The 25,190-nt window shown below is 69.1% G+C and carries 20 protein-coding genes; 3 read left to right on the forward strand and 17 right to left on the reverse strand.

The window, feature by feature from the left end:
* The first annotated feature begins 27 nt into the window (after nt 1-27).
* Nucleotides 28-1,647: a family 43 glycosylhydrolase gene (locus EO081_RS16205; protein ID WP_129343464.1), complete on the forward strand. Its 1,620-nt coding sequence runs from the start codon at nt 28-30 to the stop codon at nt 1,645-1,647.
* A 241-nt stretch (nt 1,648-1,888) separates the two neighbouring features.
* On the opposite strand, the gene EO081_RS16210 is transcribed toward EO081_RS16205, so the two are convergent.
* From EO081_RS16210 to kduI, 9 genes are all read right to left on the reverse strand, one after another.
* A complete protein-coding gene (locus EO081_RS16210; protein WP_129343466.1) occupies nt 1,889-3,085 on the reverse strand; it encodes a DUF885 family protein in 1,197 nt (398 codons plus the stop codon).
* Nucleotides 3,082-6,933, reverse strand: a complete 3,852-nt coding sequence (locus tag EO081_RS16215; protein WP_129343468.1) for a LamG-like jellyroll fold domain-containing protein — start codon at nt 6,931-6,933, stop codon at nt 3,082-3,084. The genes EO081_RS16210 and EO081_RS16215 overlap by 4 nt, the downstream gene beginning before the upstream one ends.
* Before the next feature lie 238 nt (nt 6,934-7,171).
* Complete coding sequence (locus EO081_RS16220; RefSeq protein ID WP_240697742.1) at nt 7,172-7,984, reverse strand: 2-keto-4-pentenoate hydratase; 813 nt, start codon at nt 7,982-7,984, stop codon at nt 7,172-7,174.
* A 40-nt stretch (nt 7,985-8,024) separates the two neighbouring features.
* Nucleotides 8,025-9,014: an alpha/beta hydrolase gene (locus EO081_RS16225; RefSeq protein ID WP_129343469.1), complete on the reverse strand. Its 990-nt coding sequence runs from the start codon at nt 9,012-9,014 to the stop codon at nt 8,025-8,027.
* A 60-nt stretch (nt 9,015-9,074) separates the two neighbouring features.
* Nucleotides 9,075-12,029 carry a TonB-dependent receptor gene (locus tag EO081_RS16230; protein ID WP_129343559.1) on the reverse strand — a complete coding sequence of 985 codons (2,955 nt, stop codon included), beginning with the start codon at nt 12,027-12,029 and terminating at the stop codon, nt 9,075-9,077.
* A 286-nt stretch (nt 12,030-12,315) separates the two neighbouring features.
* Nucleotides 12,316-13,890, reverse strand: a complete 1,575-nt coding sequence (locus EO081_RS16235; protein ID WP_129343470.1) for a carboxylesterase/lipase family protein — start codon at nt 13,888-13,890, stop codon at nt 12,316-12,318.
* On the reverse strand, nt 13,877-14,890 hold the full coding sequence (locus EO081_RS16240; protein ID WP_129343472.1) for a sugar kinase: 1,014 nt from the start codon (nt 14,888-14,890) through the stop codon (nt 13,877-13,879). Before EO081_RS16240 ends, EO081_RS16235 begins: the two co-directional genes overlap by 14 nt.
* Nucleotides 14,890-15,645: a 2-dehydro-3-deoxy-D-gluconate 5-dehydrogenase KduD gene (kduD, locus tag EO081_RS16245; protein ID WP_129343474.1), complete on the reverse strand. Its 756-nt coding sequence runs from the start codon at nt 15,643-15,645 to the stop codon at nt 14,890-14,892. Before kduD ends, EO081_RS16240 begins: the two co-directional genes overlap by 1 nt.
* A gap of 133 nt (nt 15,646-15,778) precedes the next feature.
* Nucleotides 15,779-16,621, reverse strand: coding sequence for a 5-dehydro-4-deoxy-D-glucuronate isomerase (gene kduI, locus EO081_RS16250; RefSeq protein ID WP_129343475.1), 843 nt, complete (start codon nt 16,619-16,621; stop codon nt 15,779-15,781).
* Between the two features lie 377 nt (nt 16,622-16,998).
* Here kduI and EO081_RS16255 point away from each other — a divergent pair, with 377 nt between their 5' ends.
* Together EO081_RS16255 and EO081_RS16260 are read left to right on the forward strand one after the other, a co-directional pair.
* Nucleotides 16,999-17,550: a hypothetical protein gene (locus EO081_RS16255; protein WP_129343476.1), complete on the forward strand. Its 552-nt coding sequence runs from the start codon at nt 16,999-17,001 to the stop codon at nt 17,548-17,550.
* A 145-nt stretch (nt 17,551-17,695) separates the two neighbouring features.
* Nucleotides 17,696-17,896 (forward strand): hypothetical protein, encoded by a 201-nt coding sequence (locus EO081_RS16260; protein WP_129343478.1) that lies wholly within the window; start codon nt 17,696-17,698, stop codon nt 17,894-17,896.
* Between the two features lie 133 nt (nt 17,897-18,029).
* Here the strand turns inward: EO081_RS16260 and EO081_RS16265 are convergent, their stop codons facing one another.
* The 8 genes from EO081_RS16265 to kdpC all read right to left on the reverse strand — a co-directional run bounded on the left by EO081_RS16265 (nt 18,030) and on the right by kdpC (nt 25,189).
* Complete coding sequence (locus tag EO081_RS16265; RefSeq protein WP_165284665.1) at nt 18,030-19,058, reverse strand: type III PLP-dependent enzyme domain-containing protein; 1,029 nt, start codon at nt 19,056-19,058, stop codon at nt 18,030-18,032.
* Nucleotides 19,059-19,065: 7 nt separating this feature from the next.
* On the reverse strand, nt 19,066-19,332 hold the full coding sequence (locus EO081_RS16270; RefSeq protein ID WP_129343482.1) for a hypothetical protein: 267 nt from the start codon (nt 19,330-19,332) through the stop codon (nt 19,066-19,068).
* Nucleotides 19,329-19,844: an SAM-dependent methyltransferase gene (locus EO081_RS16275; protein WP_240697744.1), complete on the reverse strand. Its 516-nt coding sequence runs from the start codon at nt 19,842-19,844 to the stop codon at nt 19,329-19,331. The genes EO081_RS16270 and EO081_RS16275 overlap by 4 nt, the downstream gene beginning before the upstream one ends.
* An 11-nt stretch (nt 19,845-19,855) precedes the next feature.
* Nucleotides 19,856-20,116, reverse strand: coding sequence for a hypothetical protein (locus tag EO081_RS16280; protein ID WP_129343484.1), 261 nt, complete (start codon nt 20,114-20,116; stop codon nt 19,856-19,858).
* A gap of 231 nt (nt 20,117-20,347) precedes the next feature.
* The gene (locus EO081_RS16285; RefSeq protein WP_129343486.1) at nt 20,348-20,722 is read right to left on the reverse strand and encodes a hypothetical protein; all 375 of its coding nucleotides are present in this window, start codon (nt 20,720-20,722) and stop codon (nt 20,348-20,350) included.
* Nucleotides 20,723-21,237: 515 nt separating this feature from the next.
* Nucleotides 21,238-21,924 carry a response regulator transcription factor gene (locus EO081_RS16290; protein ID WP_129343487.1) on the reverse strand — a complete coding sequence of 229 codons (687 nt, stop codon included), beginning with the start codon at nt 21,922-21,924 and terminating at the stop codon, nt 21,238-21,240.
* Entirely contained in the window at nt 21,924-24,614 is a 2,691-nt protein-coding gene (locus EO081_RS16295; RefSeq protein ID WP_129343488.1) for a sensor histidine kinase, read from the reverse strand. Before EO081_RS16295 ends, EO081_RS16290 begins: the two co-directional genes overlap by 1 nt.
* Nucleotides 24,614-25,189: a potassium-transporting ATPase subunit KdpC gene (kdpC, locus tag EO081_RS16300; protein ID WP_129343489.1), complete on the reverse strand. Its 576-nt coding sequence runs from the start codon at nt 25,187-25,189 to the stop codon at nt 24,614-24,616. The genes EO081_RS16295 and kdpC overlap by 1 nt, the downstream gene beginning before the upstream one ends.
* Between the last annotated feature and the right edge of the window lies 1 nt (nt 25,190).

Genomic DNA, 25,190 nt, shown 5'->3' on the forward strand with positions numbered 1-25,190 from the left:
CTGCCGCACCCAAGCCGGAGAATCACGATGGGACTGAGCAGGCGCGAGGCGCTGGGGACGGCGTTTGCCGGCGGTGCAGCGGCGATGCTGAGCGGAACGCCCGCGCGGGCCGCGGGCACGTCGGGGGCGCCCGAGGCTTGCAAGGCGCGCCCGGCTCCGGACTGGAAGCGGGGCTTTGACAACCAGCGGATCGCCGACCTGGGCGACGGGCGGTTCCTGAACCCGCTGCTCGCCGGCGACCATCCCGATCCCGCCATCCTGAAGGATGGGCGAGATTACTACATGACCTTCTCCAGCTTCGACAGCTATCCCGGGCTGACGATCTGGCACAGCCGCGACCTGGTGAATTGGCAGCCGCGCAAGGCCGCGCTCAGCCGCAACATCGGGTCGGTGTGGGCGGTGAGCCTGGAGAAGCACAAGGGGCGGTATTTCCTCTACATCCCGGTGAAGGCCACGCCGAACGACATCTATGTCAGCTGGGCCGACCATATCGACGGCCCGTGGTCCGACCCCAAGTCGCTGGGGCTGCACGAGCATATCGACCCGTGCCATGCGGTGGCCGAGGACGGATCGCGCTGGCTGTTCCTGTCGGGCGGCGACCGAATCCGGCTTTCCGACGACGGGCTGTCGACCGTGGGGAAGGTCGAGCATGTCTATGACCCCTGGCGCTATCCCGATGACTGGGACGTCGAGAGCTTCTCGCCAGAGGGACCCAAGATCGTGCGGCACGGGAACTGGTATTACCAGATCACCGCGGTCGGCGGGACGGCGGGGCCGCCCACTGGGCACATGGTGATCGTGGCAAGGTCGCGCTCGCTGCACGGACCGTGGGAGAATGATCCGGCCAATCCGGTGGTACGCACTACCGACCTGTCGGAACGCTGGTGGTCGCGGGGACATGCGAGCCTGGTCGAGGCGCCGGACGGGAGCTGGTGGTCCGTGTACCACGGCTTCGAGAACGGGTTCTGGACGCTGGGCCGGCAGGCGCTGCTCGATCCGATCGAGTGGACCGCCGATGGCTGGTTCCGGATGAAGGGCGGTGACCTCTCGCAGCCGATCGCCAGGCCGAAGGGCGGCGCCGCGCTGCCGCACGGGCAGCCGCTGTCGGACGACTTCCGGACCCTGCAGCTGGGGGCCAAGTGGAATTTCTTTCAGCCCGGGCCGGACGAGGCCGCCCGGGCGCGGGTGGAGAATGGCGCGCTGGTGCTCAAGGCGACCGGCAAGGCGCCGAGCGACTCCTCGCCGCTGATGCTGATCGCGGGCGACCGCGCGTACCAGTTCGAATGCTCGATCGAGATCGCGCCCGGCGGCACCGCGGGGCTGGTGCTGTTCTATGACGACAAGCTCTATTGCGGGCTTGGCTTCGACGAGACGCGGTTCGTGACCCACCAGTACGGCATCGAGCGGGGGCGACCGGCGAACCCGTACGGCCGGCGCCTGCGGATGCGCGTGGCGAACAAGGAGCATGTCATCGCCATCCACCTGAGCGGCGATGAGGGGCGGACGTGGAAGCGCTTCGATCGCGGCATGGAGGTGTCCGGGTACCACCACAACGTGCGCGGCGGGTTTCTGATGCTGCGGCCGGGCCTCTATTCGGCCGGAGCGGGGGAGGCTCGGTTCCGGGATTTCCGGTATCGCGCGCTGTAGGGGACGCGCCCGGGTTTCGGCGGAGGCGGGAACCCGGGGTCGCAGGAGAACGAATGGGGCGCATGGTACCCAGGGCTTCCGCCGTCGCGGGAGCACGGGGAGGCTGCGAACGGAGGCGGCTTCTTCTTGTGCCCCGGCGGAGGCCGGGGTCCAGTTGCGGTGCCGCGGCGATCGGTGCGCGCGCGCTTCGGGGATCTTCCGGATTGGGCCGCCGTCCTCCGCCGGAGTACGGCGGCGCGATTCAGATGAGGCGCTTCCAATCTCCATAGGCTTCGGTGCGCATGCGGCCGTGGCGGAGCATGGCCTGGTGGAAGCGGACCCGCACGGCCGGCCTGATGCGGGCGGCAGTGTCGGCTAGGTCGAGCCAGGCCATGGCCTCGGCGGCGCGGGTGGCGGGTTCCTTGGCAAGGCGGGGGAGATCGATCTCGAACGGGGCGAAATAGCCGGGCTCGCCTTGCCAGGCGATCAGCTGCGCGCGAGCCTGGTCGATGCTCCATCCGTCGAGATGGATGCCGAGGTCGGCGAGGCCGCGGGTGACGCGGAACAGCAGCCAGTGGATGTGGCCGAGCTCGCCGAGCGGGTCGCGCTTGTAGGCGCCGTCGGCGGCGGCGAGCTGTTCCGCGACCATGCCCCATGCTTCGGCATAGGAGGGGGCGAAGCGCAGGCGGAGCGGATGAGGGGCGGCGAGCACTTCCATCGGCATCTGCGTCATATGGCCAGGGAGCAGCTCGTGGTGGACGGCGCCCTTGAGGCTCCAGCTGGGGCGACGGGCGATGTCCTTGAGGTCGACGACATAAGCGCCGGGCTTTTCCGGAGTCGGGAGCTCGCGATAGCCGCCGCGGCCGGCGGCGACCTCGGCTGCGGAGAGGCGGCGGGCGCTGACGTCGAGGCAGAAGGGCGGAACGGGGCCGAGCAGCGCAGGAACGCGTGCGCGGGCGGCAGCGAGCACGCGGTTCATGTCGGCGACCGCCTGGTCGCGGCCGGCGTCGCTGTCGGGATAATGCCACTGCGGGTCGGCGAAGAGGGCGCGGTAGCGCTCGCCGACCGAGCCTTGCGTGCGGCCGAGGCCGCGGAACAGTCGGTCGGCACGGGCGGTGAGGCGACCGACTTCGCGCGTCAGCCGCATGCGGGTGCGTTCGGGCGTGACGCCGGTGCCGCTGCGCTGCTGGAGGAGGAGGGCGAAGCGTTGCGTGCCGGTCGCGGAGGCGAGGCGTGCGTCGAGCGCGAGGCCTGCGCGGGCGGTGAGCAGGTCGAGGCGCTGGCCAGGCGGGAGGGCGCTGGCATCGAAGCGGGCGAGGCGGCCTAGCGCGCTTGCCGGGTCGCTGTCCTTCTCGGCCGCGTCGAGGGCGGCGCGAAGGTCGTCCCGGCTCCCGAGCGCAAGCGCCGGGGTGGCGAGCACTCCGAGGCCGGCGAGGACGCCGCGCCGCGTCGCCTTCATCGCCGGAGGAGCCCGGCGAGCGGCACCGCGTTGTTGAGACGCGTAACCTCCGGCGCGTCCCCCGTGAGGGCGGTCCGGACCGAAAGGGTGGCGGGATCGACGCCGCCGGGAATGGTCAGGCGGACGGTCGCGGTTTTCGGGCTCAGGTCGATCGGAGCAGCGAGGGCCGGTACCGCCGCGCGCGCGACTTCGCGGCCGCTGCCGTCGACCAGCGTCACCGTGCCGCCGGCGGCGGGTTGCGAGCCGAGGCTGTGGACCCTCACCGATACGCGCCGGCCTTGAACGGTCACGTCGTCGGTGCCGATGCCGAGGTCGGGGCGCTGCTCGACCGGGGTGCTCGCCTGGTCGAGAGTGAAGTCGAGCACGGTGGTGGTGCCGGGCGCGAAGGTCACCTCGGTCGAAGCGCTGCGCTCGAGGGTGAAATGGCGCGTGTCGGCGGGGGTGAGGGTGGTACCACCGTCGCTGCTGGTCGCCGCCTTCATGGTCCAGCTGCCGGCCGTGACCGTCCACCCGGTCATGGTCGCGCGCTGGGGCTGGCTGCTGGTGTTATAGGCGATGACGCGGAAGGCGTCCGGCTTGGGATCGGGCACGAGGATTGCGACCTGGGTCGCCGCCTCGGGCTGGTCGAAGCGCCAGCTGACCGTGTTGCCGGGCCAGGTCTGGTTGCGGCGCAGGGCGATGCCGCCCAGGCGCTCGCGCTGAAGGATCTCATTGGGCTGGTCGACGCGGTCGGACCACCAGTGGCCCTCGGTATACATGTACATGTGCTGCGCCTTGTCGGCGATGGCGTCGGCGTGGAGGCGTTCGAGCCAGCTGCGATCGCCGGTTGCCGCCCAGGCGCTGTAGAGCGCGAAGGGGTCGCCCGACGTCTCGGCCTTGACGGGCGAGGTCGCGAGCAGTTGCCCGCCCACCGGAAGGGCGTGGAAGGCGTTCTCGTTGAACTCGGCGAGCGCCCCCAGGCCCGCCTTGGCAAGGCGGGTCTCGATCGGGCGGAGATATCTGGCGTCGCCGGTGAAGCGCCAGGATGCCCAGGCCGACTGGAGCGGGACGGTGGCACCGCCGCCGTCGCCGACGCGGGTGGCATCGGTGCGCCAGTTGACCTCGTTGGGATAGTTCCAGCTGCCATCGGCTCCTTGCGTGCCGTGCGCCATCAGCCCGTCGACGACGCCGGTGACGAGCCCGCGCGCTGCCGGGCTGGCGTTGTAGAGGCCGAGCAGGATCGGGCCGTGGAGGACCGTGAAGCTGTAGGGCTTCTGCCACTCGAACGCCCCCTCGCGGTAGACCTTGCGGGCGCCGTACCAGTTCGAGGAGAAATGGAGGTGCCCGGCCGGGTTGCGGGTGATGATGCCGCCGAGCGCCCGGGTGGTCGCCATGATCCGCTCGACGGTGCGCGGCTCGCCCCAGTTGAGGTAGAGGCGTTCCGCGTCGGCGTTCAGCCCTTCCTCATAGGCGTGGAGCTCGTCGGTGGTGAGGACGCCCAGGCCGTTCTCGATCATGCCGTTCTTGTAGACGGCCTCGTCCAGCGCGCGCAGCGACGCGTTGATCTTGTCCGGGTCGACACCCATCAGCGCGAGGCCCGGCCATTGCTGAGTTAGGTCGGTGTCGTCGGAGATGCCGCCGCCGAAGTCGCCATAGGGCACCTGGCGCTCGTCGATCCACCAGTTCACGAACTGGCGGACCAGCTTCAGATCCTCAAGTTGTCGAAATGCCCAGAGCGGCACGCCGGCGGGCGGTTGTGGCTGGGTGAAGGCCGGCATGTTTTCCGGGCGGTAGTTGATGTCGGCCCAGTAGCGCCGCGCCTCCGCATGATCGGGATCGACGCGCAGCAGGTCGGAAATGTCGGCGAACAGCCGGCGGTAGAGGCCGGCGTTCTTGGAGGCGGTATGCTCCTCGACCAGAAATCCCCAATTGTCCTTCACCTGGTTGAAGCGGTCGGCGGCATGCTCCTTGGCGGCTTCGCCCCGGTCCTTGAAGACGAGGCGCAGCCTGGCGCCATCGAGCGCATCGGCGCTGAAGTCGGGCGCTGCCGACGCGATCGTCAGGTACAAGCTGTCGTTGGTGAGAATGCGGTCGCGCAGGTCAAGCCACAGCGTGCGCGCCTCGCCCGGGCGGACGGAGACCTGCACGTCGATCATCTGGCGTTCGGGCCAGATCGGATCGTGGACGACGATGCTGAGCGGGATCAGGCCCTTGGCGTCCGGTTTCAGCTGCATCGCCGGCAGGTCGATGGCGATGCCGTCGAGCCCCGCGTGGAGGTTCTGCCAGCCATAGTCCCAGGCGCGGGCGAGCGGCCTGTCGGGAAAGGCGTCGCCGTAGTTGGAGGGGACCAGCAGGTGGACGATCGGGCGGGCGTCGGCACGACGGACGGCGGCGCCGGTCTCGGCCGAGCTGCCGGCGCCGACCGCGGTCTTGATGCCGCCGGCCGGCATGGCGACGGCGGTGGCCTGCTCGTCGGGCGCATAGCGGCCCGCGACGTAGGCGTTGAGGGCGGAGAGGGCGGGAAGCTGTGACGACGCCTTGGCATCGACGACATAATCGAGGCTGAACAGGCCCTTGGGCGGCGGTCCTGCCGTGACGTGATAAGCCCAGATCTCCTGGATCGGCTGTTCCTGCATCACGTTGGTGAAGCGCAGGTGCCCGCCGGTTTTCGCCGCGAAGCTGTCGCTGGTGCGGACCACGCCCTGGGGGCGCTTGGCGAGCGTCGCATAGTCGCCGCCCTCGGGCGCATAGGCGAGCGTGCCATAGGCGGCGCCGCGGATGGCAACGCGGTTGACGCGCTCGCCGGCAGGGATGGCGAGGTCATAGGCCTTGCCGCCCTCGACATAGACATTCCAGTCGGGGAGCTCGAAATAATCGTCGCGGCCAGGAAGCTTGGAACGGTTGTAGACGCCGGGCCAGGTGGTCTCAGGAATGCCGTCGACGCCCTTCCACATCCATTGCTTCAGGTCCTTGGCGTCGGCGAACTCGACCTTGCGGATGGTGGTGGCGGGGTCAGCGAGCACGGGCGGACTCTGCCGGTCCCAGCCATAGCGGTGGAGCCAGGCGGTGCGACGGGCGGCGGCATCGTCGGCCGGGGGTGCCCCCGGCTCCTGCCTAGCGGCGAGCGCCATCACGCCGGGAGCCCCGAGCATGCGGTCATAGACGCGCAGGTCGTCGACGTCCGAGCCGCGCATGAAGTTGTAGCGGCTCTGCACCTGGTGGGGTGAGATCACGCGGCCGGCGAGACCGAACTGGTCGAGGCCGGAGTCGAGGTCCGCGACCTGGCGCTTGGCGGCGACTTCGCGGCCGTCGACATAAAGGCGGACGCCCAGGGTCTCGTCCCAGGCGAAGGCGAGGTGGTGCCATGCGTTTGAGTCGGGGATTTGCGGAATGGTGTAGGAGACGCGGATTCGCGCGAGGTTGGCGTCGGTGACAAAGGCATCGAAGCCGTGGCCGTTCCAGTCGATGCGCAGGAATGCCATGTCCCAGCTGGTGTGATCGGCAAAGCCGGTGCGGAAGATCACGAAGGGCACGTCGTTCAAGGGATCGCGGGCGCGCCACCAGAAGGCGAGGGTGCCGCGTTCGGCGCGCATGTTGCCGGGCGCCTTCCACGCGACATAGCCGGCGTCCGACCAGCGCGCGGCGCCGCCGATCGCGCCATCGGCGACGGTGCTCATGCCGCTGCGGAAATTGGGGACGGGGTCGCCGGCTGCGTGCTCGGCGGTGAAGCCGGTGTCGAGGGTGGCGTGGAAGATCAGGCTCTGGTCGGCGGCGGGTGCGGCAGCGGCGGGTGCCTGGGTCTGGGCGGCGGCCGGGGCGGCGAGGAGGGCGACCGCGAGGGCCAGCGCGGAAATGGGGGAACGGGTCATTCTCTCTCCTCGGGCCGCCGGGGTGCGGGTGGTCTCCGTCTGTTCGGCCGGTGGCGGTAGTTCTACAGTGGCAGGTCAGGGCGGCGCGCGGGATGTTTCAGGCGAACTTGTACCCCGGCGGAGGCCGGGGTCCAGTTGCGGCACGGGTCGAGCGGGAACGCGCTGTTCAGAGGCTTTCCCAACTGGGCCCCGGCCTTCGCCGGGGTACTGGAGGTTGGGGCGGGACGAGCGGGACTTGTCACCGCGCCAAGATGGTGCAGGCGGTGGCGAGACGGTCGTCGAAGCGGACGTCGACGCGGGCGCCGACCGACACCTGGTGGACGCCGGTGACGGCGCCGGACGAGATCCAGTCGCCGGGCTGGAGCGCGATGCCGCGGGCGGCGAGCAGCTCAAACAGGAAGCGCGCGGCCCCGAACGGACCGTCGAGCATGGTGGCGGCGGTGGCGGCGCCGATGGGGGCGTCGTCGATGGTGAGCTCGACCGGCCAGTCCGCGATGCCGGCGTTGCGCCAATTGTCGATCGCGGGGCCGATCACCAGGCCGTTGTTGTTGCCATAGTCGGAGATGGTGACGGTGGGGCCGAGCGCGTTGATGCCGCCGAACGGCGAGCTCGCGATCTCGATGCCGGCGTGGACGGCGTCGATGAGATCGATGGCCTCTTCCATCGTGTACTGGCGCTTGGCGGGGTCCGGGGCGGTGCCGACGCGCAGCAGGAACTCGGCCTCCGCCGCGGCGAAGCCGCCGCGGAATACCGGCATGCCGATCGGCGTTCCGGTGTCCGTGGCGGTGACGACCTGGTCGGCAAAGATCGGGCCGGCGAGACGGTTCACGCCCTCGATCCGCGGGTCGATCTTGCCGACCTTCCACCCCGCGACCCGGCGGCCGTCGAGCGCGAGGGCGCGGTCCTGCACCGCATAGGCCTCTGCCAGCGCCGCGGGGATGGTACCGGGATAGTCGACGATCGCCGTGCCCTCGCGGCGGGCCCGCACGAAGGTCTCGGCGATGCGATCGACATTTTGCTGCATTACGGTCGCCACCTGAAGCGTCTCCATTCCAATATCTGTCAGCGGTGTCAGCATCACCGGCGCGCGTTCAGCCGAAACCGTGGGACTTGGCCCAGCGCGCGAACAATGCGGGCCAGGTCGCCGCAGGCTTGCCGGCCGCACCGCGAATGCCGAAGCCGTGGCCGCCCTCGGTAAACAAGTGCGTCTCGACCGGCACGCCAGCGCGCTTGAGCGCGGCGCGCAACGTCAGGCTGTTTTCGACGGGCACCGTCGCATCATCTTCGGCATGAACCAGGAAGCAGGGCGGCGTGGTGGCGCGGACGTTGTTTTCGGGGCTGTGCGCGGCTTCGAGCTCGGGCGTAGGGTTGGCGCCCAGCAGCTGCTTGCGCGAGCCGCCGTGGGCGACGGGCAGGCGCATCGACTGCACGGGATAGATGGGGGCGGCGATGTCGGGGCGGGCGCTCAGCTCGTCCGCGGCATCGACGGGCGCATAGACGCGCGCGTCGTAGCGGGTGGCGAGATCGCCGCAGACATGGCCGCCGGCGGAAAAGCCCATCGCCGCCACGCGATCCCGGCGGATGCCGTAGCTCTGCGCCCGCGAGCGGATGAGGCGCATCGCGCGCTGGCTGTCCTGGAGCGGGGTGTCGGGGCCCGCCGCCCAACCATCGCCGGGCAGACGGTAGAAGAGGACGAACACGGTCCAGCCCCGCTCTGCGAGCCAGCGGCCGATCTCGAACCCTTCCTTGTCGAGCACGACGCGGACATAGCCGCCGCCCGGCGCGACCATCAGCGCCGATCCGTTGGGCTTACGCGGGCGGAAGACGACCAGGCGCGGGCGGTGGGTGCCGCTGACCGCGCGATCCGACAGTGCCGGATCCTTGCTGCGCTCCTCGATCCGCTCGACCGGGAGGGTCGCGGGGGCGCCGGGCGCGCCGTCCGGCCACAGTTCGAGGATCTCGGTGGGATCGGGCGGCGTGCCCCGCGCCGGCGGGGTGGGTTCTTGGGCCCGTGCCGAGCCTGCGGCGGCGGCCGCCATTACGGAGCCGAGCGCGGCCAGCGTCTGTCGCCGATCGATCATGGAGAATTCCCGGAAGAAGAAGGGGCGCCCTGCGGTGAGGAGCGGGGCGCCCGGGACGGCCTACATCTTGAAGCGGCCGCCGATCAGGAACGTCCGCCCGAAGTGGTTGGACTCATAGTTGCGGCGAGCGTCGATATCGACCCAGCGATCGCGATACTCGTCGGTCAGGTTGGTGCCCTCCAGCGAGAGTTCGAACTGGTCGGTCAGCTTGTAGCGGATCGAAGCGTCGACGTTGACGGTCTCGTCATAGCCTTCGAACAGATTGCCCGTCGCCGAGGCGCCGTCGATGTACGGGCTGCGATAGCTGACCGAGGCACGCGCCGAGAACTTCGCATCCTCATAGTAGAGCGTGCCGTTGTAGGCGCGCTTGGAGAGGCCGTAGAGGGTGGCGTCGCGGGTGGTGTTGGGCAGCGCGCCCAGGGTGCCGCCCGGGATGATCGCGCCGGTCGGGCTGACGCCGGGCTGGATCACCTCGGTCGCCGGACCGCCCTGCGAATAGCTGGCGCTGGAGTCGACAAAGGTGGCGTTGGCAAGGAAGCCGAAGTTCTTGAGGAAGCCCGGCAGGAAGGTGAAGCTCGCCTGCAGTGAGATTTCCATGCCCTTCAGGGACGCGCCTTCGCCGTTGACCGGACCGCTGATCTGCCAGAGCTGGCCTTCCGGTGCCTGGGCGGCCGGCGAGCTCGCCGGGATCACGCCGAGTGGCAGGCCGGTCGAGGCAAAGGTTCCGCTGCGGGTCCCGGAGACCGGGAAGCTGGCGATGTTCTTCTTGAACAATGCGACCGAGAACAGCGACTGGGGCGCGAAATAATATTCGGCGGACAGATCGAAGGAGGTCGCGCGGAAGGGATCGAGCTGCGGGTTGCCGAAGTTCACGCGGTAGTTGAACCCGTCGACCGAGCCGCCCGGGGTCAGGCTGCCGAGCGAAGGCCGGGTGATGACCTTTGAAATGGCGCCGCGCAGGACGATGTCCTCATGCGGGAACAGCGCGACGTTCACCGCCGGCAACCAGTCGTCATAACTGCGCTCGACGGTGACGGGGGTGTTGGTAGTGACGCCGCCAGCCGAAGCCGAGGTCAGGCCGGTCGACTTCTGCGCGGTGTGGGCATAGCGCATGCCGGCGTTGGCCGCGTAGCGCAGGCCGAGCATTTCGCCTTCCATGTCGAACTGGACATAACCGCCGGTCACTTCCTCCGACACGCTGCGGGTGTCGCCCACCAGCACGCTGGCGGTGCGGTCATACAGGCCGGTGTAGTCGGCTGCAGCGCCGATGTTCGGGATCAGGAACTCGGTCGTGGTGCCGCTCGGCTGACCCGCCTTGCCCAGGTTGAACAGCTCGCCGAGATTGCCGGCCGGGAAGCCATAGACCGAGGTCGGACCGATGTTGCTGTTGGGCGTGCAGGTAATGGTGCCGAGCACCACGTCCGCCCCGCCGGCATTGGGGCAGACCACCGCGTCGCGCGAGAAGCCCTGGGTATCGAAGGAGAAGCGGCGGTACATGGCGCCGGACTTGATCTTCAGTCCCTCGGTCACGTCCCATTCGGTGCGTAGCTGAGCGGTGCGGAAGTCGTTGACCGTCTTGGACGGACGGTCCCGGATCTCAGCGAGCTGGAAGTTGGCCGCATCGGTGACGCTGGTGCCGAAGCTGATCACCGGCCGCTTCATGTTGGTGTAATCGTAGCTGAAGCCTTGCGCGTCGCGATCGTCGAACACGAAGGTGGTTTCGACCGGGATCGTGGCGTTGGACTTGGAGTAACCACCCATCAGGGTGAAACGGAAGCTGTCGCTGACGTCCTGATCCCAGCTGCCGCCGATCTGGTAGAATTCGGTCTGGGATTCGCGGAGGTAATGCTCGGTGCGGACCCAGGCATCGTCGATGGTGGCGGAGATCAGGTTGTTGTTGTCGTCGATCGTATAGTCGCGGACGTTCATCTGCCGCTCGTTGGAGCGCAGCAGCACCTCGCCCCACTTCTCCTCGCGCGTTTCCTTGAAGCGCGAATAAAGCGCGTCGATCGAGATCTTGGTCGCGTCCGTCGGCGCCCATTGGACGCTACCGGTCAGGCCAAGGCGCTCGCGGTCGTGGCGGACCGACCCGTAGCGCGGGATGCGCGGGTGGAAGGCGAGCGCGACCTGGTCGCAAACACCGCCGGGGGTGCCGACATAGGTACCGCCACGGTTCGGCTGCGAGAAGCAGGCGTTGCCGTCGACGGAGTCGAACACGCCCTGCGCCCAGCGCACGGTGTTGTTGCCGAGCTCGAAATTGTTGGTGCTCTGGTAAGCGCCCGAGACGGCGACGCCGAAGGTGCCCGCATCGTTCTTGTACGAGAGCAGCCCGGCGATGCGCGGGCCCCAGTTCTTGGACAGGTCGTTGTACGAGGCCTGGCCCGAGGCGACGAAGGTCACGCCGCTCTTTCCGGCGAGCGGGTTGCCGGTGTTGAGATCGACGACCGCACCGAGCGAACCCTCGTCGAGCGAGGCCTCTGCGGTCTTGTGGACGACGATCGAGTTGAACAGCTCGGACGCGAACACGTTGAAGTCAAAGGCGCGGTCGCGGTTGGAACTGGCGCCATCGGTAGAGGTGGCGACGGTCTCTAGACCGTTCACGCGCACCCGGGTGAATTGCGCGCCGAGACCGCGGACGGTGATCGCGCGACCCTCGCCGGCGTCGCGCTGAATCGAGATGCCGGGGATGCGCTGCAGCGACTCGGCGAGGTTCTGGTCGGGGAATTTGGCGATGTCTTCGGCGACGATCGCGTCGACCGAAGAGACGGTGTTGCGCTTGAGCGCGATCGCGGCGCCGAGCGACTGGCGAAAGCCGGTGACGACGATCTCGCCGCCCGCGTCCGCTTCCGGGGATGCGACCTGGGCGGCGGTGTCGGGCGTCACTTGGTCGGCCGGCACGACTGCGGTCTGGGCGGGGGAGGGATCCTGCTGGGCGGGCGTGCCCGGAGCGACGGCTTCCGGCACCTCGGCCGCCTGGGCAAAGGCAGCCTGCGGAAGCAACAGCGCCGCGGACATCGCGCCGAGCGAAACGCCGGCCAGGCGCAACGATCCGCGGCACGTACGACGGGACATGGTCATGCGAAATCTCTCCCCTCACGGCCGACGCACGGCATCGGCGACGATTCCTGACGCGCTGCAGGCGCACGGCTCGGGAGGGCAGGCGTAAGGCCCGCGGTCCGACATCCTCTCGATCCGACGCTGGTTCGGCGCGTCGTTCAACCGGTTTATTCTGTTCTAGTAACCGGTGTCATAGACATGCGACCGATCGTAACCGGTGTCAACACCTTGTCACATGGTCAAATCAGGTGCCGGGTTGGATGTAGGGCACGCGCGCGAACAGCTCGCGCTGCCAGCCGCGCGGGTCGTTTTCCACGCGCGAGCGGGTGTCGAAAACCATCGTGCCTCGCGTCGCCAGATCGTAGCGCGGCCAGTGCGGCAATCCGGCATGGTTCGGATCGCCGGCCCTGGTGAAGGCGACGAAGCTCTCCTGGATGGCTGCCGAGGCCGTGCGCGCATCCGCGGCGGTGCCGGTCTGCGATCCCTGCGCATCGAGCGTGCCGAACACCAGCGGGATGTCCATGGTATGGAAGGCGCCGCGACGGGGATCGGTACGCGAGCCGAAGTCGAGCTGGTAGACCCAGCCCGGGGCGCCGGCACGCGCGCGCTCCTCCGCCTCGATCACCTGGCCGCGCCAGCTGCGGCCGCACGTGGTCGCGTCGTAGAAAACCTGGGTTGGCGTCCAGTCGGGAAAGTGCTCGCGATACTGCGTGACGACCCATTCGGGGAGGATGTCGATGCGCAGCTCGGGCGCGATGCGATCGGCGACATTGTCCCAGTTGAGCCCTCGCACCTTCGGACTGTCCGGGCTGAGGAACGCGCGCGTCTCGTCATGGGTGTTGCCGAGCAGCATCGGGACGGCGAGACCCTGAGGGTGCGCGTCTGGCCAGAAGGGGTGGCGGGTGAGCCACTTCATGTCGAGCACGGGGCCGAAGTAGACGCCGCCGCCCAGAACCGGGTCGGTCGCGTCCAGGGCATCCACGAGCCGCTCGGTGGGCATCGCGAGCAGCGGACCGAGGTCGGTTTCCGTCACCCCAAGCCGCCGTAGATAGGCGCGGGTGCGGGCAGTGGCGTTGAGCGGGCCGGAGGCGGTGACCTGCTGGCCGCTCATGGTCGCGGCGCGGTGGAACAGGCCCTTGGCCGCGGGCATCGCCATCATGGTGGCGATCTTGGCACCGCCGCCGGACTGGCCGAACACCATCACGCAGTTCGGATCGCCCCCGAACGCAGCGATGTTATCGCGGACCCATTGCAGAGCAAGGACCAGGTCGAGCTGGCCGAGGTTTCCGCTGTCGGCGAAGCGCGGGTCGAGCCGCGCGAGGTAGAGATAGCCGAAGGCGTTGAGGCGGTGGTTGACCGTCACCACCACCACGTCACCGCGCGCGGCGAGGTGATGGCCATGCGTCTGCGGATCGGTGACGGTGCCGTTCGAATAGGCGCCTCCGTGGATGTAGAGCATCACCGGCTTCTTGGCGGCGGCGCGCGGCTCTGCGGTCCAGATGTTGAGGAACAGGCAATCCTCGGACCGGGGCTCGTCGCTTTCGGACTTTTGCGGGCAGATCGGGCCGAAGCGCTGGGCGGCGACGCGGGTGCCGGGCTGAGCGACGGGCACGGCCGCGCGGAAGCGCTCGGCCCGGCCGTAACGGATGCCGCGAAAGGCGTGGACGCCGCCCTCGCGCGTGCCGACGAAATCGCCGGCCGGCGCGCGCACGATGCCCGCCGGGGCGGCGTTCGCAGCGCTTGCCGCCCACAGGGCCGCGCCGCTTGCGGTGACGCCGGCGATGGCGCCGCGGCGGGTCCAGCCCTCAGCGGCGGACATCGAGTCCGCCCTGGAGGTAGGCGTCGAGATCGGCCTGGCGGAAGATGCTCGCGTCGCCCGGCAGCGAGTGCTTGAGCGCGGTGAGCGCCAGGCCGGTGTGGGCGGCCGTGTCGAGGTCGCCGCCACGGCGCAGCGCGTGGAGCACGCCCGCGGCAAAGGCGTCGCCGCCGCCGATGCGGTCGACGATGCCGGCAAGCTCCATCTCCTCGGTCTGGGCGGCGCGATCGCGGGCGTCGATGCGCGCGGACAGCCGGTGGAGGTCAACATGCTCGACGTGGCGGGCGGTGGAGGCGATCATCTGGAGCTTGGGGAAGGCGGCGAAGGCGGCTTCTGCGGCCTCACGTCGACGTTCCTCGGCATTGCTCGAGAATGTGCGGTCGAGCAGCAGCGCGATGTCGAGGTGGTTGCCGAACATCAGGTCGGCATGGGAGACGAGCTCCGTCAGGATGGTGCGCGGATCGGAGTCCCAGCGCTCCCACAGCTTGGCGCGATAGTTGCCGTCGAAGGAGATGGCGACGCCGCGGGCAGCCGCGGCACGGACGGCGGCAAGGGCGCTTTGCGCCGGTACCGGGCCGAGTGCGGGGGTGATGCCCGACAGGTGGAGGCGATCGACATCGTCAAGCAGCCTGTCCCAGTCCCAGGCCTCGACCGGCGCCTCGGCGAAGGCGGAATGGGCACGGTCGTAGATGACTTCCGTGGCGCGCATGCCGGCGCCCGAGGTCACGAAGTACAACCCCATGCGGTCGCCGCCGAGCTGGATGCCGCGCGTGTCGACGCCATGCCCGCGCAGGGTGCCGATCGCGGCGCGGCCAAGGTCGTTGTCGGGCAGGCGGCTCGCAAAGGCGACGTCGTGGCCGAGGCGGGCAAGGGCGGTGGCGACATTGGCCTCCGCACCTGCGACCCACAGGTCGAGCTTGGGCGTCTGGAGCAGCAGTTCGCGTCCCGGAGGGGACATGCGGTACATGATTTCGCCAAAGGCGAGCAGGCGCTTCGTGGTCATCAGCGGGCCAACCATCCGCCGTCGACGGCGAGGATATGGCCTTGGACGTAGTCGGCAGCCCGACTGGCGAGGAACACGGCGGCGCCGCCGAGGTCGGACGCGTCGCCCCAGCGGCCGGCGGGGATTCGGTCGACGATCGACTTGTTGCGGACTTCGTCGGCCTGAAGCGCTGCGGTGTTGTTGGTGGCGATATAGCCGGGCGCGATCGCGTTCACGTTCACGCCCTTGCTCGCCCATTCGTTGGCGAGCAGCTTGGTGAGGCCGCCGATCCCCGACTTGGACGCGGTATAGCTCGGCACGCGGATGCCGCCCTGGAAGGTCAGCATCGAGGCGATGTTGATGATCTTGCCCCCACCATTGGCGATCATGTGGCGGCCGGCGGCCTGACAGAGGAAGAACACCGATTTAAGATTGGTGTCGACCACTGCGTCCCAGTCTTCTTCGGTGAAGTCCACCGCATCGGCGCGGCGGATGATGCCGGCGTTGTTTACCAGGATGTCGAGCCCGCCGAGCTTCGCCACCGTCTCGTCCGCCAAGCGCTGCACGGGTTCGATCGTGGAGAGGTCGGCGGAAACGATCTCTGCGCGGCGGCCGAGCGCGCGCGCCTTGGCGACGGTGTCCTCGGCCGGCGTGCGGCCGACGGCGGCGATATCGGCACCGGCGGCGGCGAGGGCGAGGGCGATCGCCTGGCCGATGCCGGTGTTGGCGCCGGTGACGACCGCCACCTTGCCGGAAAGATCGAAGGGACTGGTCATCTTCAACTCCTCTTCTCCGTCGCGGAGGGAGAATGGGTGGGCGCGGCGCGTGTGGGCTGGCGGGGGCGGGCCGAGCCTTGCGGCTCGGAACCCACCCCTAGCCCCCCCCTTGCGGGGAGGGGAGCAGGTGGCGTTAAGCCAGCTGGCAGATGTCCAGCACGTTCATGTCGGTATAGTCCTGGTTCTCGCCGGCCATCGCCCAGATAAAGGCATACGCCTTGGTGCCCGCGCCCATGTGGATCGACCAGGGCGGCGAGATCACGACTTCCTCGTTGGCGGCAACGATGTGGCGCATCGCTTCGCCCTCGCCCATGAAGTGCATGACGCGGTCGGTGTCGGGATTGTCGAGCTCGAAATAGCAGTAGATCTCGCTGCGGCGCTCGTGGATGTGCGGGGGCATGGTGTTCCACACGCTGCCGGGCTTGAGCACCGTCAGGCCCATCACCAGCTGCGCGCTGTCGCAGACGCCGGGGATGACAAGCTGGTAGATGGTGCGCTCGTTGGATTCCTCCAGGCTGCCGCGCTCCAGCGCCTTGGCATCGGCGATGCCGAGCTTGCGGGTCTGGAATTCCTTGTGGGCGGGGCAGGACGCCAGATAATAGCGTGCGCCCTGGCCGGCGAAGACCACTTCCTTGGCACCCATGGTGACGTAGAGGCAGTCCTTGTTGCCGAGCGTGAAGGTTTCGCCATCGACGGTGACGGTGCCTTCGGACTTGCCGATGTTGACGATCGCGAGCTCGCGGCGCTCCAGGAAGGGGTGGCCGGCGGCAGACGCGGGCTCGGTCTGGTCGGGGAGCTTCACGGGCTCGGCGCCCGGGGCCACGCCGCCGATCACGAAGCGGTCGGCATGGGTGTAGTTGAGCACGCACTCGCCTTCGCGGAACAGGCCCTGGATCAGGTAGCGGTCGCGCAGTTCGTCGTTGGAGACGCACTCCATCATGTCGGGGTGGGTGGCGTAATAGGTGCGTTCGAACATGGTGGCTCCTCTTGGGACGTCAGGCTGCGCGGTGCGCAGCGGAAAGGCGGGCGAACGAGGGGGCGCCGAGCGCGTGCAGACAGCGGTACGCTGCGGATGGGCGTGCTGCAACGGGGACGTGCCTGGCGAACGCTTCGGCGGAACGGGTCTGCCGATTGCAAGCTTGCGCGGTCGATTTCGGCACCGGCCCTCTCCTTTGCCTCTTGATGGGCATGTTCTTTGGTAAGCGGTGTCAAAAGTGGATGCAAGGCGTGACCACCTGCCGCCGACTGCCGACCGTGGCACTTCACCCGGGTAAAGTGCCATTCGTGGTCAAAAGATGGATGCGGATCGCGGAGGGATTCACATCGCAGCTGCTCTGTGCTTGGAATGTTCCCATGTTCCAGCCCGATCTCTTCGCGGTCCCAGCGCCCCAAGAGCCGGTCACCCCGGCACCGGCCCGGTCCATGGACCTGCCTGCCGTCCTAGAGCGCCTGTCCACCCTGTGCGAGCGTCCGCGCTACAGCTTCATGGTGCTGAACCTGATCGCCCAGGCAAGCGCGCAGACGGGTTCGGCCGGCCCCTTCGTGCGGGAGGGCAATCGTCGCGTGCCGGTTCGCGATTGGCTGTGCGAGGCGTTGATGCCTGTGGCGCAGCGCGATCCGCGGCGGCGCGCGATCGCCGGCAAGGTGCGTGCGGAATTGGAGGCCAGGCGTGCCTTGCCGGCCGATCCGGTCGAGGCGGAGGCGGTGATCGAGAGCCAGGTGCGCAAGCGTGTGCGACAGTCGGGCCGCACCAACGTCAGTCGGGCGGTTTCGGAGCTGGTGCGCGCTGGGCTCGTCCGGCGGCATTACGAGGGCTATCGCGTCGACCACCAGAACCGCGGCGCACAACGACAGGCAGTGTATACGGTGACGGAGGAGGCGCGGCGCGCGCTCCGGCAGGGCTGAGGAGGCGATTCCCAGGACGCGCCGGCCCGCCGGGCGAGAGCGACAAGCGCGCCGCGAGCAGATCCGCTGCGCAGGGTGCGGCATCGACGCAGGGCGGGAAGGCGTGGGGCGGCTTCCAAGATCGTGGGACGGCACCTCCTCAACGATGACGCGGATCCGTGCGTTCGCCGGGTCGATGTCCGAGCCGCCATGCGATGGTCGCACGCGTGGCTCCGGCCTGCTCGGTCAGCACGAGTTCGGCTGCAAGCAGCGCACCTTCCTGGTCCTGCGCGACCGAGGGTCGCTCGACGGGTCCGTGATGGACTGGGAGCCGAACGGCAGCGGCACCTGTGAGCGGTGGCGGTAGTGCGTACGGGCAGCCGACTTTTAGTGGCGGTTCTAAGTACGATAGCAAGAATTATGTTGAGAGGGCCAAAGGTCGCGGGGGTCGTGTGATCGGACGGGCTCCACGGCCGCGGGGTCCTAACTGGGAAATCCCGCTAAGCTCGTGCGGAGCCCAGCAGGCGATCTCCATCGAATTCGCACCGGCTTCCATCCACCAGCAGTTGAGGAACACCGCTTTGGCCCGGATGCAGCACGACGAGGTCACCGCGCTGCACCGCCTCGCTCCCGGCCTCGATGGACCGATCGGGCGAGCCGAGGCCGACCACGCGGGCAATGACGTGCTGCCCACGGGGCTGGACGGCACGAACGCGCCCAGGGAGGACCACCGCGGCGTCCACAAGGACGCGAGCGTGGAGTGGGGTCCGTTCGACCTGGAGCACGCGGGCCAGGAGGATGCCTGTGCCAGCCAGTATGTCGGCCGCCTCGACGCCGAATGCGAGGCGCCAGCTATGCGCCCGCGCGCGCAGCGCAGCTTCGTTGAAGATGCCGGGGGGACCTTTGAGATCCACGCGGTCGACACGGTGCCCGCCGGCCCGAAGCCGCGCGATCAGCCTGCGGAGTGCGTCGAAGTCGAGAAAGGCGTCGACATGGATCGCCAGTCCCTGAAGCTCCAAACCCGCCAAGCCGCTCAGCCGTCCGTAGACGGCGCAAATCGCCGCAAGCCCGATGCCGGAATGGCTGTCGGGAAGGGCTACGCGCAGCAGCGCGCTCGCTCGGGTGCCGCGCGCGAGTGCCAGAGCGGAGAGCAGCCTGCCCTCTTCTTCCAGCTCCAGTGTAAAGCGCCCAATGCCGACGTCGAGCGCCGCGGCCAGGGCCACGCCGTTCCTGGCTACTCCGGAGAAGCCGATTGCGGACGGCGCAATTCCGGCTGCGAGAGCGCGTCGCATCTCCGCGCCGGAGGAGACATCGGCATCGACTCCCTGCGATGCAAGTAAGCGCAGCACTGCAGTCCCGGGGATCGAGCGGACGCGAACGATGCGGTGAACCCCGGGGACCGCGGGAGGGGCGGCAGCCCTCACCTTGGCGGCCGAGACGACATGAACCGGCGTCCCCACCGCCGCGGCGACGGCGGTGAGGGGGACGTCCTCGACCTGGAGTACGCCCGACCGCAGTACGCATAGCACCGCGTCCTCAATGCCGCAGGCGATCGGGACGACGCTCCTGCCGCCGCATCCGCTGGGTGTGGATTGCCGCCGCCGTCTGGCAATGGCCGCGGCGCTCCGCGCGCAGGGCCACCGCTACCCGCTTGCCATGGAGCATGAGCACAATGCCGACGATCGCCAGGAGGAAGGAGACGATCGTAAGCGGCGAGCCGTCACGGTGGAAGAAGGTGCCGGCGCAAGCGGCGGCGCTCACCAGCAGGCCCGCCGCCCGCCACCGAAGGTCGCGCCCGGTCATGCCGCCCACCTGTCTGCGGCAGCGGCGCTGTCGTCGATCACGACCTTCGCGGCCCGACTGAGCGCCACCCTGACGTCGGGCGCGTCCTGCGCTGGATAGCGGTGCCAGAGCAGCAGGTCCGCCGGCACCTCCGCCTCGTCGCGGAGTGCGGTTGCGACATCGCCGACCTCGAAGGTCACGCCGATCGCCGGGTTGCGCAAGCGGGCTGCAGAAGCGCGCGCGCGGCCGACCAACGGCGGGGAAACCTCGATCCCCCGCCCCTCTATCGCAGTGAACCCAAGCGCGCGGGCGTAAAGGAGTGCGCCCAGCAGCAGCGCACCGGCGCCGCAGTCCGCATCCACGATGCGGATCGCATGACGCCCCTGCTCGCGCAGCGCCGCAAGGTGCGCCGTAACCGCAGCCCAGCGCGGATCCTGGATCGCCGAGCGGCGAACGGTCCGGCTGTGAGGCGCTGGGCTTGCCAGCCGGTGAACCGGGATCGAGCCCGGCGCGATGGAAAGAAGCTCGTGCATGGCCGCCTGCCTCATGCCGCGCGGGCGAGCGCGCGCCGTGGCGCTACCGGATCGAAGGAAACCAGCGGGACCAGCGGTGCGGATGCGATCGCGATCTCTGCGCGATAGATTTCGCGCTCCTCGCGCGCATAGTGCATGGCCGCTGCATAGGAGACGAAGCGACCTTCCAGGGTCTTGCCGCTGTCTTGCACCAGCCAGTGGCCCGCGCAGTCCTGCCCCACGTAGATGATGCGCCCCGGTTGGGCGGGCTCTGGAGAAACGTCCGACATCATGTCGATTGTACCTCGGTAGGACGGGCTCCATGGCCCGTCACCCGGCGATCTACGGAGCGCGGCATAGCGTTTCGAGATCGTTTCCGCGGTTTCGCATAGCGCTCGTATAGCGGGAGGTCACCGAGCCAGGCGCCGCTCCAGAACTGCTGGTGTCCGCGCCGCACCGGTCGGCTGTCCTCTAGACAGCCGCAACGCGGCATGGGCCTGCTTCAGCGATGCGTGGGGAGCGGCTCAGGAGCGCACGCGGGACGAGCCGCTTTGCGGGAGCGACGCCCTTTGGATCGCGCGCTCGGAGAGCAGCCGGGCTACGCCATAGCGGGAATCGCAGGCGGCGGACTCGTCCATTCCGGCGCCAGGCTCTGAAACCGGAAGCACCTCCACCGGCTTCGCGGCCGGAGGTGCCGGACGCTCGAACAACCGGGCGCCGTTCGTCAGCAGGAGGACGCCGAGACTTGCGAGCACGAAACTGAGCAGCCCAGCGGCGAACTCGGCCGCCTGTGCCGGGCCGCTCTGCGCCGCAACGAAGATGGCGCGATGCAGGAGCGTGCTTGCCCCGGCGGCCGCAAGACAGACGACGCCCACCAGGCGTGCGGCGAGGTTGGTCATGCCCTTGTCCTCTCAAGAGTCTGCGTCGCGGCTGAGCGGACTTCGTACCAAGCCGTTCCGGCCGCTGCCGCGGGTCCAGGCGTAAGCGATGCGTCCGGTAACTCCGGTACGGCAGTCGCGCTCGGGGACCATGCGTCTGCGGGGCAGGACGGCGCGGCGCGATTGTGCTGCCAGCGCGCACTGACCCGCACCGGTGTCAGCAGCCGCGGCCCGAGGAATGTCAGCGCGCCTCCCCCGCTCGCGGAAAGCACGCCGAGGCCGGCGAGCAGGCAGGGGATCAGGCCCGGGGCAGCTGGCGGATAGCTCGTGAGCGTCGCGATCGCCGCGCAGGCGAGGCCGCACAAGGCCATCCCGACAGCGCGGAGCCCGATGCTCGCTTTCCACGACCGATGCCACGTGCCCATGCCACATTCCCCGTTGTGGCGGCCCAGCTATCCCCCGGTCCGTAGCAATTCGAGATCGATTCAGAGGTTTCGCATAGCGGGCCCATAGTGCGGCGCTATCGGTCCCAGGCCTCAGCTATCGGACCGCAGCCGATAGCCGACGCCGAGTTCGTTGGCGATCACGCTGCCTACGGGGCCGGGCGCCTCCAACTTCTGGCGGAGATTGCGGATCACGATCCTCAGATATTCCACGCGCGGGTCCTCTTCGCCGCTCCAGGCGGCGGCGATGATGCGCTCGTGCGTGACGACCCTGCCGATGTGCCGGGCGAGCACCGCCAGCACGTCATGCTCCTTGCGGGTCAGATGCAGTTCCCGGCCGGCACGGCAGACGAGGCGCCGGTCGAGGTCGATGGTAATGTCGCCGCGGCGTACCAGCTTGGGCGTCACGCCGGAGCCGCCGTGGTGGCGCAGCGCGACACGCAACCGGGCAAGCAGCTCGTCGGTGTCAAAAGGCTTGGTCACATAGTCGTCGGCGCCAAGGTCCAGCGCCGCCACCTTCTCTTCCGTCGCTTCGCGTGCCGACACCACCAGGATCACGCCATTGGCCTGCTTGCGCAGCATCGGGATCAGGGTGAGGCCGTCGCGGTCGGGCAGTCCCAGGTCGAGAAGGATGGCATCGGGCTCGTGTGCGCTTGCCTGCACCAGTGCCTCTCGCCCGTTCATGGCTTCCGCCACGGCATAGCCCGCGCGCTCCAGGGTGTTGCGCAGCAGGCGGCGGATGGCGACCTCGTCGTCTACGATCAGAATTCTGGCGGCCATCAGGAGATGCTTTCCTGCGCGACGTCGCGCACGATGAGGGATGGTGGGAAGAGGATCGCAAACGCAGCGCCGCTGCCGTCTTCCCGGTTGCCCGCCTCGACCCCCAATCCCATCGCCTCGGCAAACGCCTTGACGATGGCGAGGCCGAGGCCGGTTCCTCCGGCCGCACGATCCGAGCCCTCGAGCCGACGAAAGGTCTCGAATACCTCGGTCTCGCGGCCCGGCGGCAGTCCGGGCCCATGGTCGAGCACAGCGAGCCGGAGCTGGCCGTACCGGTGCCGGCCCTCGATGACGATTTCGGTGCCGGGATCCCCATAGCGGCCGGCGTTGTCCAGCAGGTTCAGCAGGCAGTGGTGGAGCAGCTGCGGGTCGGCGCGCACCAGCGGCAGGTCGGGAGGGACGTCAAGGCGCACCGGATGGCCCTCCAGCGCTCGACGCGCGTCGTGCGCGGCGCCCGCCACGGCATCGCTCAGGTCCACCGCCTCGACGCTGAGTTTCAGCGCGCCCGCCTCCACGCGGGTCATGTCGAGGAGATTGGCCACAAAGCGGTTAAGCCGTGACGCCTCGCTCTTGATGGTGCCGATCAGTTCGGGCGTGGCGCCATGATCGAGGGCATCGGCAGCCGCGAGCACGGCCGTAAGCGGCGTGCGCAGGTCATGGCTAACCGACGACAGCAGCGCCGCGCGCAGCCGGTCGCGGGTGCGGACCGCATCCACGTCGCGGATCTCCGCCTGAAGGCGCAGGCGCTCGATCACGAGCGCGGCCTGGTTCACGAGGCTGGTGAGGAGCGGCAGCTGATCGGCGCGGACGGGCTCGCTCCCGTTCTCCCGCGCAAGGCCCAATACCGCGAGCGTGCCGGCGCCGGACTTCAGCGGCTGGAACAGCCATTCGGATGCGGCGAGCGTCCCCGACCCCTTCCCTGCGGCTCCGCCCGTGTCGAACGCCCAGTTGGCGGCAGCCAGGTCCATGGTGTCGAGGCGATAGTCGGGATCGGTCGCGGCAAGCACGCCCAGGCCTCCGCCGGAGGATGGCGCCAGCAACACGGCCTGAACGTCGAACAGGCGTCCGACATCGTTGCAGATCACCCGCGCCGCCTCTGCCGCTTCGCTGACGCCACTCAGCTGATGGAGGAAGCCGGCGAGCGTGGCGTTGGTGCGTGCGCTTGCCGCTGCGATATCCGCCTGCGCGCGCACGCGTGCGGTCAACTGGCTGGTCGCCACAGCGACGCCGAGCAGGACGAAGACGGAGACGATGTTCTCCGGATTGTTGACGGTGAGCGTGCCGGTCGGCGGCAGGAAGAAGAAATTGTAGCACAGGCTCGACGCCAGCCCCGCAAACAGGCCGGTGCGCAGGCCATAGAGGCTTGCGGCAGCCATGACGGGAAGCAGGTAGAGCAGCGCGACATTGCCGAGGTTCAGGACGTGGAACAGCGTGCTCGCCAGCGCGGTCACCGCCGCCACACCCAGCAGCGTCAGGCCATAGCCGACGGGCGATCCCCAGCCGCGACCGCGCGTGCGACCCGCCTGCGTGGCCTCGCTTCCCCCCGGCCCCGGCACTTCTTCGACCGGGAGCACGTGCACCGTCACGCCCGGCGTGCCGCGCACCAGCCGGTCGACGACCGAGCCGTAGCGAAGCTCGAACCAGCGCGACCGTTTCGACTTGCCGACCACCAGCTGGGTGGCACGGGCGTCCGCCACGAAAGCCTGGATGCCTTCGAGCGCCGACGATGCCGGCACGGTGGCGATCGCGCCGCCGAGTTGGGTCGCGAGCGACATGGTCGCGGCGATCCGCGCGTGCTGGGCGTCGGTGAACTGGCCCGTGCGCGGGGTTTCGATGAACAGCGCCGTCCAGGGCGCCTTGAGGGCGTCGGAAAGCCGCTTGGCGGCGCGGACCAAGCCATCCGCCCCAGGCAGCTCGCTCACCGCGACGACGATCCGTTCGCTGCCCGCCCAGGTGCCACCGACGCCGATCGCGCGGACATGCTCCAACATCTGGGCGTCGACGGCTTGGGCCGCGCGCCGTAGCGCCAGTTCCCGAAGGGCCGAAAGGTTGGACTTGGAGAAAAAGTGGTTGAGCGCACGGGTCGCTTCGTGCGGGAGGTAGACCTTGCCGGCCTTCAGCCGCTCGATGAGTTCGTCGGGCGGGATGTCGACGACTTCGACCTCCGCCATCTCCAGGATACGATCCGGCACCGTCTCGCGCACGCGGACGCGGGTGAAGGACGCAACGACGTCGTTCAGGCTCTCCACGTGCTGGATGTTGATGGTGGAGTAGACGTCGATCCCGGCCGCCAGCAGCTCCTCGACATCCTGAAAGCGTTTGGGGTGCCGGCTGCCCGGCGCATTGGTGTGGGCGAGCTCGTCGACCAGCGCGAGCCGGGGCGCCCGGGCGAGTACCGCGTCCAGATCCATCTCGTGCAGCGTGCGCCCCTCGTAGGGGACGTCTCGCCGGGGGAGCACCTCATGCCCGCGGACGAGCGCTTCGGTCTCTGCGCGACCGTGGGTTTCGACCACTGCGACCACCACGTCGACGCCGTCGCGGCGCCGTGCCGCGCCCTCCGACAACATCTCGTACGTCTTGCCGACGCCGGGGGCGGCGCCAAGGAAGATCTTCAGACGGCCACGGCCCTCCTGCGCCGCCTGGCGCAGAAGGGCGTCCGGATCCGGTCGGTCGTCGCCGGATAGCGGCATCAGCGCGGAAGGGCTTCCAGCGCGCGGTTGATCGCCAGGACGTTCACGTGTGGAGCGCCGAGCACCGCGCCGCCTTCCGTGCGTTGGTTGACGAGCGCGCGGACGCGCTCGATCGGAAGTCCCCGTGCCGCCGCAATCCGCGGCGCCTGGGCCAGGGCCGCTTCGGGCGAGAGATCGGGATCCAGTCCGGAGCCGCTGGCGGTCACCAGGTCCGCCGGAAGCGGGCCGGTGATGCCCTCCGCCTGCCGCTTGGCGACATCGGGCTTTACCCGGTCGGTGAGTGCCTGGGCGGCGGGGCCGAGGTTGGAGCCGGACGACGCCAGGCCGTCATAGCCCTGGCCGGCGGCCGAGGGGCGCGTCTGGAAATAGCGGTCTGAGGTGAAGGCCTGGCCCACCACGGCCGAGCCGATCACGCGTCCGCTGGCGTCGCGCACCAGGCTGCCGTTCGCCTGGAAGGGAAAAAGTGCCTGGCCGATACCCGTCATGGCCAGAGGATAGAGGATCCCGAGCAGGATCGCGAACAGGATCGTGAGAACGATCGCAGGCCGCAGCGAAGTGGAAAGGTCGTTGCCCATG

Origin of the sequence: Sphingomonas desiccabilis (assembly GCF_004135605.1) — a bacterium.
Taxonomy (GTDB): domain Bacteria; phylum Pseudomonadota; class Alphaproteobacteria; order Sphingomonadales; family Sphingomonadaceae; genus Sphingomonas; species Sphingomonas desiccabilis.